Raw genomic sequence first — 17,123 nt, 5'->3', positions numbered from 1 at the left:
CACTTAGCCTTTTAGCATATTTGGGAAAGTTGGCTTATTGGGATTCAAGCAATAAGCCACTACAGCAGCCATGATATGGTCCGAAACCATGGAATTGTTCAGCGACCAGATTGAGGCACTTAAGTCTGAGCTCTTCAGGAAGCCTAGAATTGCTGGTTTGGCCACGTGCAGCATGGACTAATGAGCTGGGCCTTGAGCTTTGTATTTTTGCAGTAAACGTCTGATGTGACGTTCTAAAATATGAAGTAGCTGAGCATCCTGGGACTGGGTTATGCGAATATCGGAGTATATGCAGGATCTGACTCTGTTTAATATCGACTATGGCACAGCTCTTTCATGTTGATAAACATCATTCCCTTCCAAATTCATACAGAACACAGTTCCACTATGTGCCCAGAATGCCTCAAAACAGTAGGATTGATGACTTTTAAATCGAGTTTTTAATAATCGTCTATCATCATCTTCATTGGTATCTATTGCTTCACCTTTTTTATTGTATGACGTGATTCTATCGTATTCCGTAAGATGCTGTTTAGGACTATTGATCGCCATACCACAGATCCCGTCATCACAGGAATCATTTAATTTAGTGACCATATAGGCATCATAATTTTGATTATTTGCACGGAAATTCGCATTAATTTCAACACGATTATTTTTGCTATACGTGATGTTAATTTTACAAGGTCCTTTCACATATTCTTCGATATCTTTAACTTTCTTGCCCTGCTGTTTTGCACGATCGTGATCACCTGCTGATTGAATATAAAAATCTTGATATGAGCACATTCCGTTATGCATATTCTGATTTTTGGATACTGCGTTATTTTTTTGATCTACTGCCTTTAATTGCTTACTTTCGTTAATAAAGGCCAGCGCTTGTTTGTCACCTTTATTTGCTGCAGCCTGAATCAATTGACTACCCGCTTGAATATTTTGTTGTATGCCATCCCCAATCAATGCCATTTTACCGACCACAAACATTGCAGGTGCATAATTTTTGTTAGCTGATTTTAACAACCATTCAGCTGCTTTTTGTGGATCTCGTTGAACAATTTTCCCTTCGTAATAAGCCATACCTAATTCATATTCATTCTTAGCAAAGCCTAAAAGTGTCGCTTTTGCTTGTAAATTCAATAAAGGGGCTTGGATTTTTTCAACTGTGCTATTCCCTGATTTTACCTGTATTGCTGCTTGAGCAGACATGCTACATGTAACCCCAAGGATCGTAGCTAGAACGAGTTTTTGAATTTTCATAAGTGAACCGTACCGAATTTTAAAATCGTTTTTAATTAAATTTATTTGTATAATCTAAAAGGCTAATTTTATTATTATATACTGCTTATAAATCAAATAACTATAGTAAAAGCTTATACTTCACATATATTTCCCACACCTAAATTAACCTGAATCTTGGATAAGAAATTGACTTGAAAAAAAGATGACTAGAGCCATCAGTTGAGTTACCACACCAAACTCACAACTCTAGTCACCATGTTTGATTTTATTACTTTATTCTGTGCAATTGATGATTTCTTTCAAAAATTTGAATCAACTTATTGGAATTTTCTAAAACAAGGAAAAAAACGCTTAAGAGTGCGCTCATCCGTATTGAGCCTTTCTGAAATCGTCTTTATTGCCATTTGGTATAAATGTTCACATTTCAACAACTTTAAAGCATTATTTGCATCTTTAAGACAAGATAATAGTCATTTATTTAAAAGCCTACCTTGTTACCAATGCATGATTCATCTGATTCAATCACATCAATTAGCATTACATGCTTTGCATTTTGCTTTGATGAAAGATCAGCAAAATGCTTATTTATGGGTTGATTCAACCACACTGCCAGTATGTAAAAATCAACGCATTCAGCGACATAAATCTTTAGCTAAAATTGCATCTAGAGGCAAGAGCTCTATGGGCTGGTTCTATGGCTGTAAGCTGCATTTAATCATGAATCAACCAGGAGAGATTGTCCGTATAGCTTTATCAATGGGCATACAGCAGATATTAAAATAGTTGAACAGTTGGTAGACGGATTAAAAACAAAGCTCTATGCGGATCGTGGATATATCAGTCAGGAATTGAAATCCAAGTTGAAGAACAAAGCTATTGATTTAATTACATATCATCGTAAAAACATGCAAGCTGTGGGTTTATCCAAAGCAGATGAATACAATTTAAAGCAGCGGAATAAAATAGAAACTTTATTTAACCCGAATCCTGCTTAAGGAAGTGAGATCATTCATCTTGAGACTTATCCATCAGTTTGAGCATAAAAAAGTCTATGATTTGATCTGATAACACTAAAAACTGATTAAAATTAATCATAAAATTATAGTTATTTTATGATTTTAAAGAAAAAACCTTATCCGCGATTCGGGTTATTTAGTTTACTGAAAGGTCAATATCATTTAGTGACGACTAAAGCGAGAAGCCTTGAAGGCTATTTGGCAGGTATTTATGCAACTTTGTGTGCTTATCAGCTCTGCCATAAAAATAAGCCAATGATCAAAATTAGTGAAGCATTGGCTTAAACAGGATTCGGGTTATTTAAGAATAATTTTAATATTCTCTATTATCAATCTCCATATGTATAGCAATTTTATTATATGACCAATTCCCATCAAAATTCATATTACGTTTCTTAAAATATTCTACAACTGCCTCTTTCGTTTTTGGTCCAATTTTGCCATCTATAATAATTTCAGGATTATCATTTCTAAGAAGTGTTTGAATTCTACTTTTAGGATCACCAAAAATATATGTGCCATCTGTTAACTGATTTATATTAATAAAGTATTTAGATCCACAAATAAATTTTTTATCTCTATAAGGTAAAATTGGATCTTCATCTTTACAATATTTGTGTACTATTTGATCAGGCACAATATAATTAACTGATTTAAATAATAAATTTAAAAGTGTTGGACCAGCATTCGGCAACCATGTCTTATGATGAGCAGCATAGCCATAGATTCCCATAATGATCACAAAAAATGAACCTATGAAGGCAGTAGCAAGAAAAGGTTCATTATTCCTAAATTTTTGACGAAACTCTACAGGTATATTTCGACTCTTATAAGTACATACAGTGATACTGAGTAAATATGTGATAATACTATATGCACAATAGTATAATAATGTAAAAAATAAAAAAATAACAAGTTCAAGAATTAAATCCCATATACTTGAAATATTGAATGTTTCTAAAAAATATTCAATATAAATGCCTGCTGCAACAAAGTAAATTAATGCTGCAATAATCCAAACAAGACCATTATATGCAGGAGATACTTTATCTAGAATTGCGTTAATGCCATCCGATAACCGCTGTGCAGAATTTTGAGTAATAAAATAAGAACATAACTCTCGAATCATCTCAGTATGATCTTGCGATGTTGATGTACGATCTTTTGCTACACCACGTAATGAACGTTCTAATACAGGTTGTCCAGAAAATTCATTAAAAAATTTTAAAGCTTTTTCTTTTGGAATTTTTTCCCCCTTATCTTGATATTGTTCAAGTGCCGTGATTTCTTCAATAAATAGCTGATCAAATATCCCTGAACGAATAAAGGGCAAAGGTGGGTTACTGTACCCTACTATATGATGTTGAATTGAACGTAAGTTTGTAAAAATCTCTGTAATAAAGCTATCGCCATAATAAGTAAATCTTTCATGAGATTGACCATTTGGCTCATAATTAAAACCGTTAAAATATATATGTTGATATAAATGATCATGATTACATCCAGCAAGATGATCTACCAACTTTTGCGCATGTTCTTGGCAATTGACATGATACTGATTATAAGGAACAGCAACTAAATAAGTGCTACGATAATAAGTAAAATAACCATAACCAGAGCAAGGTGAACATTGCTGACGTCCAGAGCCACTACAACTGTAGCAGGTGGTTCTTCCCCCTCCACCACAGCGGGCACATGATACATATCTTGAATGCTGTTCATAGGTTTTATTCCAGTTATTATATTCAGTGTAATTTTCTTGAACTTGCCCTGCACCCCAACAATTGTTGCACTGTACACGTCCATTTCCTGAACAATTTGAGCAGTTACATTCCCCATCTCCTCCACAATTATCGCAATAATATTGATAAGAATGTGTTGGATATTCATGAATAGTTTTTTTCTGATTATAAACTAAACCTTTAGATCCAAAATTTTTATACTCATTAATAAAATCTAAGCGTCTAATTTTATTATTAGCAGCATCATGAACATGATTGTCATGAATAGACTCGAAATCACTTAAACGAATACCACTATGTATTGAAGCGGGTTTACCTCCAGCAATCCTTTCATTATTCCATTCGGATGTAAAGTTCCAATCAATCGTCACTGTCAATTTAAAAGGATAAACAGCAGAACGTTCAAGAATGAGTTCTTTACCTTCAACATGATTTCCATGAATGATGTTTTGTACAGATGATAATAAAATTTGAGGAAGTTCTTTTTCTAACTGATCTTTTAACATTATATAAGAAGGTAGCTTTAAAAGTTATTTTCGATTATTATATATTAAACTCTATTTATCAATGACTTATTTTATCGGCTTTGTTGCACAAACCTATCTGTAAAGGCTTTTTCAGCGATATAATTTTCAAATGAAGAAGCCTACACACAACATCTACCGCACAACCAATTGCCCCGTATATAACCGAGCACTCATGAGTCGCGGAAATATTGCCATTTGGTTTGATCCTGCTACGCAATGGTATGCTCCATCAAAAGGCAAACAAGGGCGAAATCAAACCTACTCCGACGCAGCTATCCAATGCTGCTTAATGATTAAATCCTTATTCCGTCTATCTTTACGTATGGTCACTGGCTTTGTGCAAAGTCTGATTAAACTTTGCGGATTAAATTGGACCGCACCAGATTACAGTACGCTTTGTAGAAGACAAAACCATATTGATATTGCAATCAGCTACCAAAAAAGTAGCGATGGACTGCATCTACTCGTAGACTCTACAGGCTTGAAGTTTCTAGGTGAGGGCGAATGGAAACGCAAGAAACATGGAGCTGAATATCGTCGCCAATGGCGTAAACTACATATTGGTATAGATGCCAAAACCCTACAAATACGCGCTATTCAGCTCACAACCAATAATGTCAGTGATTCACAGGTGCTTGGTGATTTACTTAATCAGATTCCACAAGATGAGCAGATTGACTCTGTTTATACCGATGGAGCTTATGACACCAAGCAATGCCGTCAGGTCATTGCAGATCGGCAAGCACATGCGGTGATTCCACCTAGAAAAAATGCGAAACCATGGAAAGATACAAAGAGTAGCTCGCTAGAGCGAAATGAATTACTTCGAACAGTTAAACGTTTAGGCAGGACATTATGGAAAAAATGGTCAGGCTATCATCGCCGCAGTTTGGTGGAAACCAAGATGCATTGCATCAAATTATTAGGCGATAAATTAATGGCAAGAAGCTTTCCTAGTCAGGTGAATGAAATTCATGCACGTGTAGCAGTCCTCAACAGATTTACGGAATTAGGTCGACCACTTACCCAAGTTACGCCTTAAATTTGGCTCAATTAGGGGCGCTTTGCATTTCAAATCTTTGTGCAACAAAGCCCTTTTAACTTCGGTGATTTATGGGAGGATTACTGGGATTACCAAATCTGTTAAAACTAAATAACCCAAATAAAAGATATTTAAAATAATACTTTACTTTTAATTTGATTTTGAATATTTTTCACACATACAAAAAATAAACCCAGTAGGGTTGAGGGCTGATATTAAAAAAACCACCTAATTTTTGAGCTAAAGCAATATGTATTGCTCTAAGCCAATAACCATATACCAAACTTTATATATTCAGAACTATCTAAATCTAATTAAATTATTGAATTTGATTGATTTTTTATGTGTTTTTTGTGGGATATTTATGTCTTTAATTATTAAAACTCAAGCAAATGGTATTCATCAACACGAAACTAAAGCATTAACTAAGATTAGAGAAGCTTTTAGCGTAGAAGATGAAATGAGAAAAGTGAGTCCTTGGTATGGTTATGCAGGCTATACCTTGGTGGATCAAATCTCAAAAAAAGAGGGGGAATTCGATCTAATTTTAGTGACCAATAGTGTCCTGATTATTGTTGAACTGAAAGACTGGAATGGAAAGTCGATCAAGACAGCTGATGGCAATTGGTATATGGATGATCGTGATATGGGTGTGTCACCAGTTTCTTTGACACGCCAAAAACAATTCATTCTTATGAATAAATTAAAGGTATTAAAAAACAAATTTCAGGGTAATCCAGGTTTTGTACCTAGAGTTCATTTTTATGTTGTTATGTGCGGAAAAGTTAATTTCTCTGGCTTGCCTGATGAAGATCTAAATCACGTAATAAGCCTAGAAAAGTTTCTAAAATTTGCCACCAAAAATAATTTTAATAAAGAGTTCAAACCACACCCACAAGCTCAACATCTATACAAAGATTTTGAATTAATCGATAAGATTTTCACAAGCAAAAACAACCCGCCTAAAAAGGTTGTTGTGCATAAATATAAACAGGACGATGAGCTTATCTCTCACCCTAAGAAGCTTTATGTGGAGTATGAGGCGACCTCTACAATATCTCGTTCTGACAAAGCGATTATAAGACAATGGCAATTCGCAAATTTTCATAATTTGAGTATTCAATCTCCTAAACTTAGAGCTCATTTACTGAATCATGAGCGTGTTATCAGTGCTGAGTTTAAGCAAAGTAACCATTTATATAACACGGCACTTGTTCCTTTGATCATGCCAGAGGAAGATCAAATCACTCAACAATACAATGAGTTGGTTGAATATCGCCAAAGTCACCTTCGATTCAATGACTTCATAACTACAATTAGCCACAATCTAAGTGAAGAAGATAAACTAGATTTAATACAAATTTTATTAAGCAAATTTTCTGAAATGCACAAAATTGGCGTTTCACATGGAGATATTAATGCACATTGTATTTGGATCTCACCTCAAAAAGAGGTAGGAATTTCTCACTTTTTAACAGCTGATACTAAAAGTATTGATAATAATATTCGTGAATTACAACCCGAACTGTCTTTTTTAAATGATACGTCTTGCTCAAAGTTTGAGAATGTTTCAATGTTTAAGAAAGATACTTATATGCTTGCTGTTTTAGCATGGCATTTATGGTCGAATATTCGGTTAACGTCTAAGTCACTGAGCAATATTAGTGTTGAAAGTTCACACTGGATAGGTGATCTAGTTAAAAAGGCTATCAATCTAGAAGTTGAAGATGCAACCCAATTGCTACGCCTGTTCAATACCAATAGACCAGTACAATCAGTTGAGTTTAGCGCTGATCCGACATTATTAGAACAATACATTACGACGGATAGAATACATAAAGCTTATCCAGAGGATTATGAGCTGTATGAAGATGAGGAACCTGACGTTATTTTATATCGCTCAGGTGATTTGCTCGTTAAAGAATGGTCGGATGTACATATAGAGGATTTTACATCGAGTGACATTCTCAAATATCAGCATTTCTTTGAACGTATTAATGAGACAGTCGAGCAGAATTTACCTTATTTACCAAAGCTTGTAAGAGTTGGCATTTCTACTAAGTCGAGATCCTTGTTTATCGTCAATGAATATCAAGATGGTTTTAGAGCCAATGAAATTAATACGACAAATGAGACCCGACTATTGTTGGCTGCCAACTTAATTGAAGCAATTCTTCATTTGCAGAAACTTGGTTTACCTATTGGTAGAATTTCTAGTTTCAATGTTCTATTCAATTTAGAAGAAAACAGTTTTGTATTTAACGACATCATAGATATAAACCATACAGTAGATCCTGAATGTGAATACTATCCTGATCACATTGATAACCCAACGAGTGAACAGTGCCAAAACTTCGCAATCATGAAATTAGTATGTGACATCCTAGATTTCGAAATTGGTAAAGATAGCACTGACTTTAGATGGATTAGTGACGCTGTTAAATTAGAGCTTGAAGAAAATGAATATCCTCTAGGGGATCTTAACCGGTTATTGGATAGTATTGAAACTGCTCAAGGTAATAGTGATACGCCAACTATTCGAGTGCCTGTGCCAGATAAGTTTAATGAACTTACAATTTACGGCGACAATAAACGTGTATATGTGTCATTAGAAAAGGGTCGTAATGCCAAAGACATTGTTGTTAAAATGCAAGGTATTGGTGGCTCTATACAATTTATTTTAGATCCTGAAAGTAAAAGTATTAAATTTATCACTGGTGTCCGTGAGTCGGATGTGGTGCCACACTACATTGTAGATCAAGCTGTACTAGAGATTAATGTAGCTCTAGATGTACAACATGCAGTTGGCCGTTCAGATTATTCAGATCTTTCTAATTTTCTTTTTGGACTTGAAGAATTTGTAACTGCTATTGATGATGTTCTTGCAAGTCAATTAAATGATCAAGAAGAAAGTGTTGATTCTCAAATTTTATCGGGTTTAGAACAAAATATTAATCCTGATGTACCGTTAATTTTAGATCAATATTCAAATGACCTCACTGATGAGGTTAAAAATTTAGCTGCATTGAATATTGATACTAGAAAGCTATGGAAAGCAATTTTAGAAACGGAGACAGAGGCGTTACCTTATATCATTTTATCGCAACCACTACAGTTTGTTGATAATAAAATTTATATCGCACGCTATGAAGATGACAATGATGTATTAGACAAATTCCCTAAAGACTCAATCATCAGCCTGATCCATAAAACTATTGATTTTAATGGTGACGACAGAGAATTCCGTGTAGGGGACATTGATATTCAACACTCTTTAGCAGGTGAGTTGCGAGTAAAGGGTGTTAAACATGCGGATAAAATTAAAGTAGGTGAGGTCTTATACCTACGCACGAAAGCGGATAAGTCATCATTCTTAAAAAGAAAAAATGCTCTAGAACAGATTCTCAGACGGCAATCGGATATACCGAATTTAGTTGATTATTTTGAACCTGACTCAAATATCAATCCTATTTGTTATGACATTGAGGTAACAGACCAAGATTTTGAGAGATATGATCAAACAGATCAAACGGGCAAGGTGGTTGTTAGTCTGAATGATTTACAACGAAAAGCTTTTCGTAAACTTATCAACTATGGTCCAGTTTCTATTCTCCAAGGTCCCCCAGGTACAGGTAAAACGGAGTTTATTGCTGCATTCGTTCATTACCTATTCGAGAAGCAGAACGTCAATAATGTATTGATGGTTAGTCAATCACACGAAGCTGTGAATACAGCTGCCGAGCGAATTAGAAAACATTCTAACCGCTTGAATACGCCGTTGGAGATTGTTCGTTTCAGTAATAGAGAAAGTGCTGTATCGAATAACTTAAAAGATGTTTACTCAGACTCGATCATTTCAACACATAAAAATCTGTTTTTAAGTGAAATGGAGCAACGGATTTTATCTTTAAGTCAGTCCATTGGTGTTGATCGAAAATACTTAGCATGTGCCTTGTTCTTAAAAGTGCAATTATTTGGGCATTTATCAAGAATGTTGGTTTCAAGCGAATTGCCAGAAGAAAATCTAATCTCAAAAACTGAGTGGAATAAACTAGCCGACAAGCTTATTGAAAGACTCAAGGGCTATTCACCTGAGCTGTATTCATCATTGGTAGGTTTAAATAGCCGTCAAATTTTAGATCGTGAAAATCAAATTTGGCAGATGTTAGATGATGCTTTTGAAGTGCATGGTAAAGCTGCCAGTAACGCTAAAGCACTTGTAAAAATTGCGTTTGATTACGATGAGTTAATAGATAGTCCAAATGCAAATTATGAAACATATCTTTCAAAAACTCGTCAATTTGTTTGTGGTACATGTGTGGGAATAGGACATCATTCGATAGACATCGCTAACCAATCATTTGATTGGGTCATTATTGATGAATCAGCGAGATCAATTTCGTCTGAATTAGCTATTGCAATGCAATCGGCTAAAAGAATCCTGTTAGTTGGTGATCATAAACAATTACCGCCACTCTATTCACCGGAACATGCAAAAGCACTTGGTCGTAAATTAGGGGTCTCTAAAAATCGTATTGAGGCTAATCTAAAAAGTGATTTTGAGAGATTGTTTAACTCACCTTATGGTAAGACAGTTCAAGGAAAGCTTTTGGTTCAATACCGTATGGCACCGGCAATTGGGGAAATGGTATCTGCTTGTTTCTATGATGATGAACTAAATACTGGTGTTATCGAACCTTTAGGTCATTCTCACCAAAAAGATATGGTACGCATGGTGCCACATATCTATCAGCAATCTACTGTTAAAGAATTACGCTCAACTGTCACATGGGTAGATACCTCAGAGAAATTCAGTGATGGAGTGGGTACTACATTCTTCAATAAACACGAAGCTCGTAAAATTATTGATTTGTTAGAGCGTATACATGCAGATGAACAATTATTGAAAGAGCTAAAAGACAGATCTAAGCCGAATGAGCCACCGATCGGCATTATCTGTATGTATGGGGAACAAAAACGTCATTTGAGGAAGCAGTTCAACTCTAAGTCTTGGAATGAGGATTTTAGGAACCTAGTGAAAATTGATACGGTAGATAGCTATCAGGGTAAAGAGAATAGAATAATCATTCTGTCCATTACTCGTAACAGTGAAGATAACAAAATCGGTTTCATGAAAATGCCAAATCGAATCAACGTTGCCTTATCAAGAGCTATGGATAGATTAGTTATATTTGGTGCATCAAGATTGTGGAATATGCCAAAGCATCAAGAAACTCCATTGGGTGAAGTTTTTAGCTATATCAATGAGCGATTAGGAGATAAAGATCACTATCAATATATAGCTGATCCTAAATTAGAAACAAGACGACACGCTAAGACTGGAAATAATTCACGTAGAGGAATCACTCATGACTAATTACAGCATTCCATATCATGATGTGGATATCCTAATCCCTGCGCAACGCTTTGAAGTTAAGTTTAATTATACATCAAGTCAAATGCCAAATTTCATTGACTCAATGATTATGAGATTACTTCGTATTAGCCCAATGTCAGCAGATAGTGTTGCCAATTTTTTAGGGTTGAATCAAAGAGAATCCAGAATAGTATTGGATCAACTTATTACAAATAATGAAATTGAACTAAAAAAGGACGATTTATTCCATCTAACAAATAAATCAATGAAATATTTCACAACTGTAGACTCAATACCTAAAGTGGCATCAATTCTGGAGCATACTCAAAATTTGATGTATGAGTTAACTAATTTCAATTTCATTCCGGAAAAGCCTGACAATAATATGTATGGTTTGAAATTAATCGCTTCAAACTCGAATGCTGCAAACAGTGAAAACATTGTGCGTGATAGATTCCAGAAGCAATTTTACCAACTTGTAGAAGATGAGGTCATAACACTAAAAAAAATGGATGGTAGACCAAGCATCTATAAGATGGGTACGGTTAAGAAAGTCAAAGACTGCACGGTACGTAAATCCCTTGACCTTAATATTGATGCCAATGCAGAACCACAAGCAATTAAAGTTTTTGACTCTATTATGAGTGAAGAACTTAGAGAAAAAACTTATCAGGTTTTAGGTCAAAGTAAGAAAGGGAACAATATTAAAGACATCGTAGATAATCTAGATGGATTTGAAGAATTTAACTTACAACAATATTTTAAAGATGGGCGTTTCTTGGCATCGGTAGCACTATTCAATAGTTTAAATATTATTGAAAGCTCAGGAGATGAAAGTAATCATCAGTTTATAGGACCATGTTATAGCCAAGGTAACGCAAAACTTATTCTCAATAAAATTAAAGAGATTATTGCAACCGGTCGTCTAGTTCAGAATATTTATTGGTTGGCACCGGATGATGCCTTTTGGGGAAAATCACTTAGATTTAACACTTTTGTTGGTGCTTTGGGACAGCTCAAGAACAAACAAAATGTTGAATTAAAGCTAAAGTGCTTTTTGCCTATGAATAATGAGCAAGATAAAGCATCCATTATTAATTACCGCAAAATCATTGCAAAAGACCATCAGAAATATTTCTATGGAATTAAAGAGGGTTTGCTAGCTGGAAACTTTGAAATGCTTGTTGTAGAAAACGAATTTGCAGTGGTAATTTTGCATGTCTTAGATTCAGAAGCTGAATACCTGACCAGTTTTCCAATAGGTTCAATGAGTACCAATAAGAGTATGGTAAACTGCTTGGTGAATTTGTTTGATGCTTGGCAGCGACCAAAAGAGGAAAATGGGATAAGTTTTGGTCCAATGTTTAAGAAGTAGATTCAGTTGAATGATGCAAAAGTTATTTGATTTATGTATTTGCTAGAATCTTAAAACTGTTATTCAAAATTTTAGATCCCCTGATCGTAAGCATCCGCTGAACCCCACTTTTTCTAACCCATTAATATCGCGATAGTGTCCACTAAATTAAGTGGACACCTATTTATGGATTTAAAGACAGTTATAGGTAAGAATTCGGCTAACTCATCTTACCAAGCTATCCTATAAGCCTTAATTTAGTTCCCACTGGCTTTGTTGCACAAACCTATTTGTAAAGGCTTTTTCAGCGATATAATTTTCAAATGAAGAAGCCTACACACAACATCTATCGCACAACCAATTGGCCCGCATATAACCGAGCACTCATGAGTCGCGGAAATATTGCCATTTGGTTTGATCCTGCTACGCAATGGCATGCTCCATCAAAAGGCAAACAAGGGCGAAATCAAACCTACTCCGACGCAGCTATCCAATGCTGCTTAATGATTAAATCCTTATTCCATCTATCTTTACGTATGGTCACTGGCTTTGTGCAAAGTCTGATTAAACTTTGCGGATTAAATTGGACCGCACCAGATTACAGTACGCTTTGTAGAAGACAAAAGCATATTGATATTGCAATCAGCTACCAAAAAAGTAGCGATGGGCTGCATCTACTCATAGACTCTACAGGCATGAAGTTTCTAGGTGAGGGCGAATGGAAACTCAAGAAACATGGACCTGAATATCGTCGCCAATGGCGTAAACTTCATATTGGTATAGATGCCAAAACCCTTCAAATACGCGCCATTCAACTCACTACAAATAATGTGAGTGATTCACAAGTGCTTGGTGATTTACTCGATCAGATTCCACAAGATGAGCAGATTGACTCTGTTTATACCGATGGAGCTTATGACACCAAGCAATGTCGTCAGGTCATTGCAGATCGGCAAGCGCATGCGGTGATTCCACCTAGAAAAAATGCGAAACCATGGAAAGATACAAAGATCAGTTCGCTAGCGCGAAATGAATTACTTCGAACAGTTAAACGTTTAGGCAGGACATTATGGAAAAAATGGTCAGGCTATCATCGCCACAGTTTGGTGGAAACCAAGATGCATTGCATCAAATTATTAGGCGATAAATTAATGGCAAGAAGCTTTTCTAGTCAGGTGAATGAAATTCATGCACGTGTAGCAGTCCTCAACAGATTTACGGAATTAGGTCGACCACTTACCCAAGTTACGCCTTAAATTTGGCTCAATTAAGGGCTTTGTATTTCAAATCTTTGTGCAACAAAGCCAATTTAATGTAAATTTTACTATGGCTTTATAGTGTCGCATAACCCAGCCATCCGGCTGTTTTTTTGTTTCATCCCTCTTATTTTTAGGTTTTAGCATATAAGCTGCCATCATTGGCGTGAGCAATCGGGCAACCAATAAAGAAAATAAAATCGCAACCGAAGCCGTGATGCCGAAATGGGTTAAACATCTTTATTTTTATCAAAATAAAGATGAAGTTACCTTTGATTTCAACTTACACCACCTCAGATTTTTTTTGTAAGGCATATGAATCTCATTAAAACTTGGCAATGGGGTTCACCGGATGCTTACATATTTAATTCAATGAAGCATGAATTTGATATCTGGTATTGCGCCCACCACCTTCTAATTTCACAATACAGCCTTTTTCTAATAAATCAGTAAGATGGCGAGTGGCTGTAGCTTTACTGACTTTCGCAACTTTTTGATATTGTGCTGCACTGATACCATGTTCAAAGCCATTTTCACCACCATCTAGCAGTATGTTTAAGACTTTACGTTGTCCTTCATGGAAGTCAATTTCAGAGTATTTTTTCCAAAAATTACTTTTAAAAAGTGTTCTGTTAATACGTTTTAAAGTTTGCTCTAGACTTTCATTAAGAGCTTCTAAAAACCAAAATAGCCATTCAGTGATATTAGAATCACCTTTTTGCGTGGCTTCAAGTACCTCGTAATAGCTTTTTCGCTTATTCAAAATAACAGGTGACATTGCGTATAATCGGATACTTTGTTGATCCATTTGCGCTAAGGCAAGGTCGGTTAGTGTTCGTGTTATACGTCCGTTACCATCGTCAAAAGGATGGAGAGTTACGAACCACAAATGAGTAATACCTGCTCGAATAATTGGATCAAGCAAATGATTGGATTTACTTGCATTAAACCATTCAATAAATTCATTAAGTCGCTGCTCTAGCCCAATTCGTGGTGGGGCTTCAAAATGTACAGTTGGATACTCAATACGACCAGAAACCACTTGCATTGGCTCATGTCCACGTAGCTGACCAACACGAATCCGTTGCATTGTCCAATCAGTTTCATTAAAGAGCCATTCGTGCCACTGGAATAATCTTTCAATCGTCAAATCTTGGTTAAAGTTATTCAGTGCATCGAACATAATATCTGCCAATCCATCAGAACGTTCAGAGCTTGGATAAGGCTGTTCTAGAGATACACCTAAGCGTTTTGCTAAAGACGATCGTAATGAGTAGACATTGAGAGTCTCATTTTCAATAGCAGAAGAAGAAACAAGATTGGCAATTAAGTTATCCAATGTTAAGTGTTCTTTTTCAGGATTATGTTGACTTTGCCCGAGTAAAATACCGACCTTTTGATGGATGTGTCTCGTTAGAGGGAGGATCTTATAGTCATCCCATGTGAAGGCTGTCCAGTTAACTTGTTTCCATATCCAATCATCATACATAATGATTACTCTTCTAGTTAAATAATGTGATGAGAATATAGTGTATATTCGGCTCAAATTTTGAGTCAAATAATTATGATAAACAGCTCATTTTGATTTATGATGGATACATAAAATTGATTCAGTAATTATCAGTTACAGTATAATCTTTCAGTTTCAATTGGCTTTGTTGCACGAACCTATCGTTAAGGGCTTATTCCACAATATAATTTTCAAATGAATAAGCCCACACCTAAAATTTACCGTGCTCTCAATTGGTCTACATACAACCGCGCACTTATTAATCGTGGAAATATTGCCATTTGGTTTGATTCAAAAACTCAGTAGTATGCACAAGCAAAGGGCAAGCAAGTCCTGAATTTAAACAGCAAGCGATTGATTATGCACTATTGAGATTTATTACAATCGAAGCAGAAGACATTCTGCAAACGGCTGGTTAAGCCCAGAAGCCTTTGAACAGAAATATTTCAAGAATTTAGAGGGATTTGTTGTCCACGATACTGTCTAGGATCAGCTTGGATTAGTGACATATTCAGCTCCTACAAAATTCAATAGTAGCTGAAGATCGACTTAATGCGACAGAACCGAAATATTACCTCAAATAATTAAGGTTCGGTTACTAAGTCTGTAAAACAAACCCATTGCAGAATAGTGTTTAACTATCACTGATTTTTGTTGCTTAATACAGATTTTAACAGTGGTTACTTTTTTGGTTACTACAATGTAGAATATCACAAAAATATTTATAAAAAACATATATATAAATATTTATGTGATGCGTAATATACGCATCACATAATAATGCTTATTTTTGATATAATTAAGATAATGGGAATCATTATGCTGGTTTATAAAAATTTATGAGTCTTACGGAAACACAAGTACGAAAGTCATATCCAAAAGAAAAAATTTACTTTTTAGCTGATGATGATGGTTTAAGCTTAAAAGTCGATCCTAGTGGAAAAAAGTCTTGGAGTTATCGATATTCAGTTGCAGAAACGGGTAAAAGACCACGAGTCACTCTAGGTACATATCCTGAGATGAATCTCAAAGAGGCTAGAGTGGCCAGAGACTCCTATAAGGCAACTAAATTTTCTACACAAAATTTAGTTCAGGAGAAAATTCAAACTTTTAAAGTTGTTTGTGAAGAATGGTTAGAGTTTAAAACAAATAATTCATTTAAAGATCAACCACGTGGTGGTGTAATCCAATTGGCGAATACATGTTTAATAAATGACATTTATCCCGTTATTGGTGATATAGATTTTAGTAAAATTAAAAGAACTGATTTAGTTAAGGTCATTAAGCAGATTGAAAATAGGGGAGTTAAGGAACCTGTAAAAAAAGCGTATAGCTATTTAAATCAAATCTATGATTTTGCAGTTGCAATGGGATACTGTGATTATAATCAAGCTTATGGTCTCAATAAAATATTATTGAAAGGGAAATTAAAGAAAAATTATCCTTATTTAAAAGATGTAGAAATTTCTAATTTTATTCTTAGAATAACTCAACTAAATACAGATCCGATTATAAAAAAAGCAATCCTATTTAAATTATATACTGGAGTCAGGGGGGCAGAGTTATTGTCTGCAGAACCTCATCATTTTGATTTTGACAACAAAATTTGGAAAATACCTGCTTTACATATCAAGCAATATCGTCGAAAAGTGATAGCAGGTTATGATATTCCAGATTTTTTAGTCCCGTTATCATCGCAAGCGGTGAGCATTGTTAGATCTGCACTAGAGTGGTCACAAGGCGATCGTTATGTTTTTGCCAGCCCAAAAATTAAAGACAAGCCATTGCATTTTAACACAATAAATTCAGCCATTCGTAAGATGGGATATAAAACAAATGAGCTATCCTCACACGGTTTAAGATCAACATTCAGTACTATTTTAAATGATTCTGGCTTATTTCAAGATAGTTGGATTGAGGCTCAGCTTTCACATGTAGATAAGAATAAAACACGTGCTAGTTATAACCATGCAGATTATATTCAACAAAGAGCTGATATGATGCAGTGGTGGGGTGACTATTTAGAAAATAAATCAAAATCTAGTTTATAGGTAATTTAA

General features: G+C 35.1%; 9 protein-coding genes and 6 pseudogenes. 9 read left to right on the top strand and 6 right to left on the bottom strand.

The window, feature by feature from the left end:
* Positions 1-3 precede the first annotated feature (3 nt).
* The 3 genes and pseudogenes from AC1M9L_RS11640 to AC1M9L_RS11630 all read right to left on the bottom strand — a co-directional run.
* Positions 4-105, bottom strand: a pseudogene (locus AC1M9L_RS11640) (IS982 family transposase); the annotation flags it as partial.
* Positions 77-315: pseudogene (locus AC1M9L_RS11635) on the bottom strand (hypothetical protein); the annotation flags it as partial. The pseudogenes AC1M9L_RS11640 and AC1M9L_RS11635, both read right to left, overlap by 29 nt.
* 3 nt (positions 316-318) lie before the next feature.
* Entirely contained in the window at positions 319-1,257 is a 939-nt protein-coding gene (locus tag AC1M9L_RS11630; RefSeq protein ID WP_180042279.1) for a tetratricopeptide repeat protein, read from the bottom strand.
* Positions 1,258-1,494: 237 nt separating this feature from the next.
* Here AC1M9L_RS11630 and AC1M9L_RS11625 point away from each other — a divergent pair.
* Both AC1M9L_RS11625 and AC1M9L_RS11620 read left to right on the top strand, forming a co-directional pair.
* Positions 1,495-2,219 (top strand): annotated as a pseudogene (locus tag AC1M9L_RS11625) (IS982 family transposase); the annotation flags it as partial.
* Between the two features lie 168 nt (positions 2,220-2,387).
* Positions 2,388-2,540: pseudogene (locus AC1M9L_RS11620) on the top strand (IS982 family transposase); the annotation flags it as partial.
* A 28-nt stretch (positions 2,541-2,568) separates the two neighbouring features.
* Here the strand turns inward: AC1M9L_RS11620 and AC1M9L_RS11615 are convergent.
* Positions 2,569-4,503 (bottom strand): hypothetical protein, encoded by a 1,935-nt coding sequence (locus AC1M9L_RS11615; protein WP_481592209.1) that lies wholly within the window; start codon positions 4,501-4,503, stop codon positions 2,569-2,571.
* Positions 4,504-4,633: 130 nt separating this feature from the next.
* On the opposite strand from AC1M9L_RS11615, the gene AC1M9L_RS11610 reads away from it, so the two are divergent.
* The 4 genes from AC1M9L_RS11610 (at position 4,634) to AC1M9L_RS11595 (ending at position 13,553) form a co-directional block, all read left to right on the top strand.
* On the top strand, positions 4,634-5,566 hold the full coding sequence (locus AC1M9L_RS11610) for an IS5-like element IS17 family transposase (RefSeq protein ID WP_481592208.1): 933 nt from the start codon (positions 4,634-4,636) through the stop codon (positions 5,564-5,566).
* A 364-nt stretch (positions 5,567-5,930) separates the two neighbouring features.
* On the top strand, positions 5,931-10,943 hold the full coding sequence (locus AC1M9L_RS11605) for an AAA domain-containing protein (RefSeq protein ID WP_481592232.1): 5,013 nt from the start codon (positions 5,931-5,933) through the stop codon (positions 10,941-10,943).
* Complete coding sequence (locus AC1M9L_RS11600; RefSeq protein WP_481592207.1) at positions 10,936-12,318, top strand: hypothetical protein; 1,383 nt, start codon at positions 10,936-10,938, stop codon at positions 12,316-12,318. Before AC1M9L_RS11605 ends, AC1M9L_RS11600 begins: the two co-directional genes overlap by 8 nt.
* 302 nt (positions 12,319-12,620) lie before the next feature.
* Positions 12,621-13,553, top strand: a complete 933-nt coding sequence (locus tag AC1M9L_RS11595) for an IS5 family transposase (protein WP_481592206.1) — start codon at positions 12,621-12,623, stop codon at positions 13,551-13,553.
* A gap of 27 nt (positions 13,554-13,580) precedes the next feature.
* On the opposite strand, the gene AC1M9L_RS11590 is transcribed toward AC1M9L_RS11595, so the two are convergent.
* Positions 13,581-13,727 (bottom strand): hypothetical protein, encoded by a 147-nt coding sequence (locus AC1M9L_RS11590; protein ID WP_481592205.1) that lies wholly within the window; start codon positions 13,725-13,727, stop codon positions 13,581-13,583.
* Positions 13,728-13,917: 190 nt separating this feature from the next.
* A complete protein-coding gene (locus tag AC1M9L_RS11585; RefSeq protein ID WP_481592204.1) occupies positions 13,918-15,042 on the bottom strand; it encodes a Fic family protein in 1,125 nt (374 codons plus the stop codon).
* A 216-nt stretch (positions 15,043-15,258) separates the two neighbouring features.
* Between AC1M9L_RS11585 and AC1M9L_RS11580 the strand changes: the two are divergent.
* From AC1M9L_RS11580 to AC1M9L_RS11570, 3 genes and pseudogenes are all read left to right on the top strand, one after another.
* Positions 15,259-15,366 (top strand): annotated as a pseudogene (locus AC1M9L_RS11580) (IS5/IS1182 family transposase); the annotation flags it as partial.
* 64 nt (positions 15,367-15,430) lie between these two features.
* Positions 15,431-15,550 (top strand): annotated as a pseudogene (locus tag AC1M9L_RS11575) (IS3 family transposase); the annotation flags it as partial.
* A 352-nt stretch (positions 15,551-15,902) separates the two neighbouring features.
* Entirely contained in the window at positions 15,903-17,114 is a 1,212-nt protein-coding gene (locus tag AC1M9L_RS11570) for a tyrosine-type recombinase/integrase (protein WP_481592203.1), read from the top strand.
* Positions 17,115-17,123 lie beyond the last annotated feature (9 nt).

The organism is Acinetobacter sp. ANC_7511 (assembly GCF_056779975.1).
This window is presented reverse-complemented; position numbering and strand designations above follow the sequence as displayed.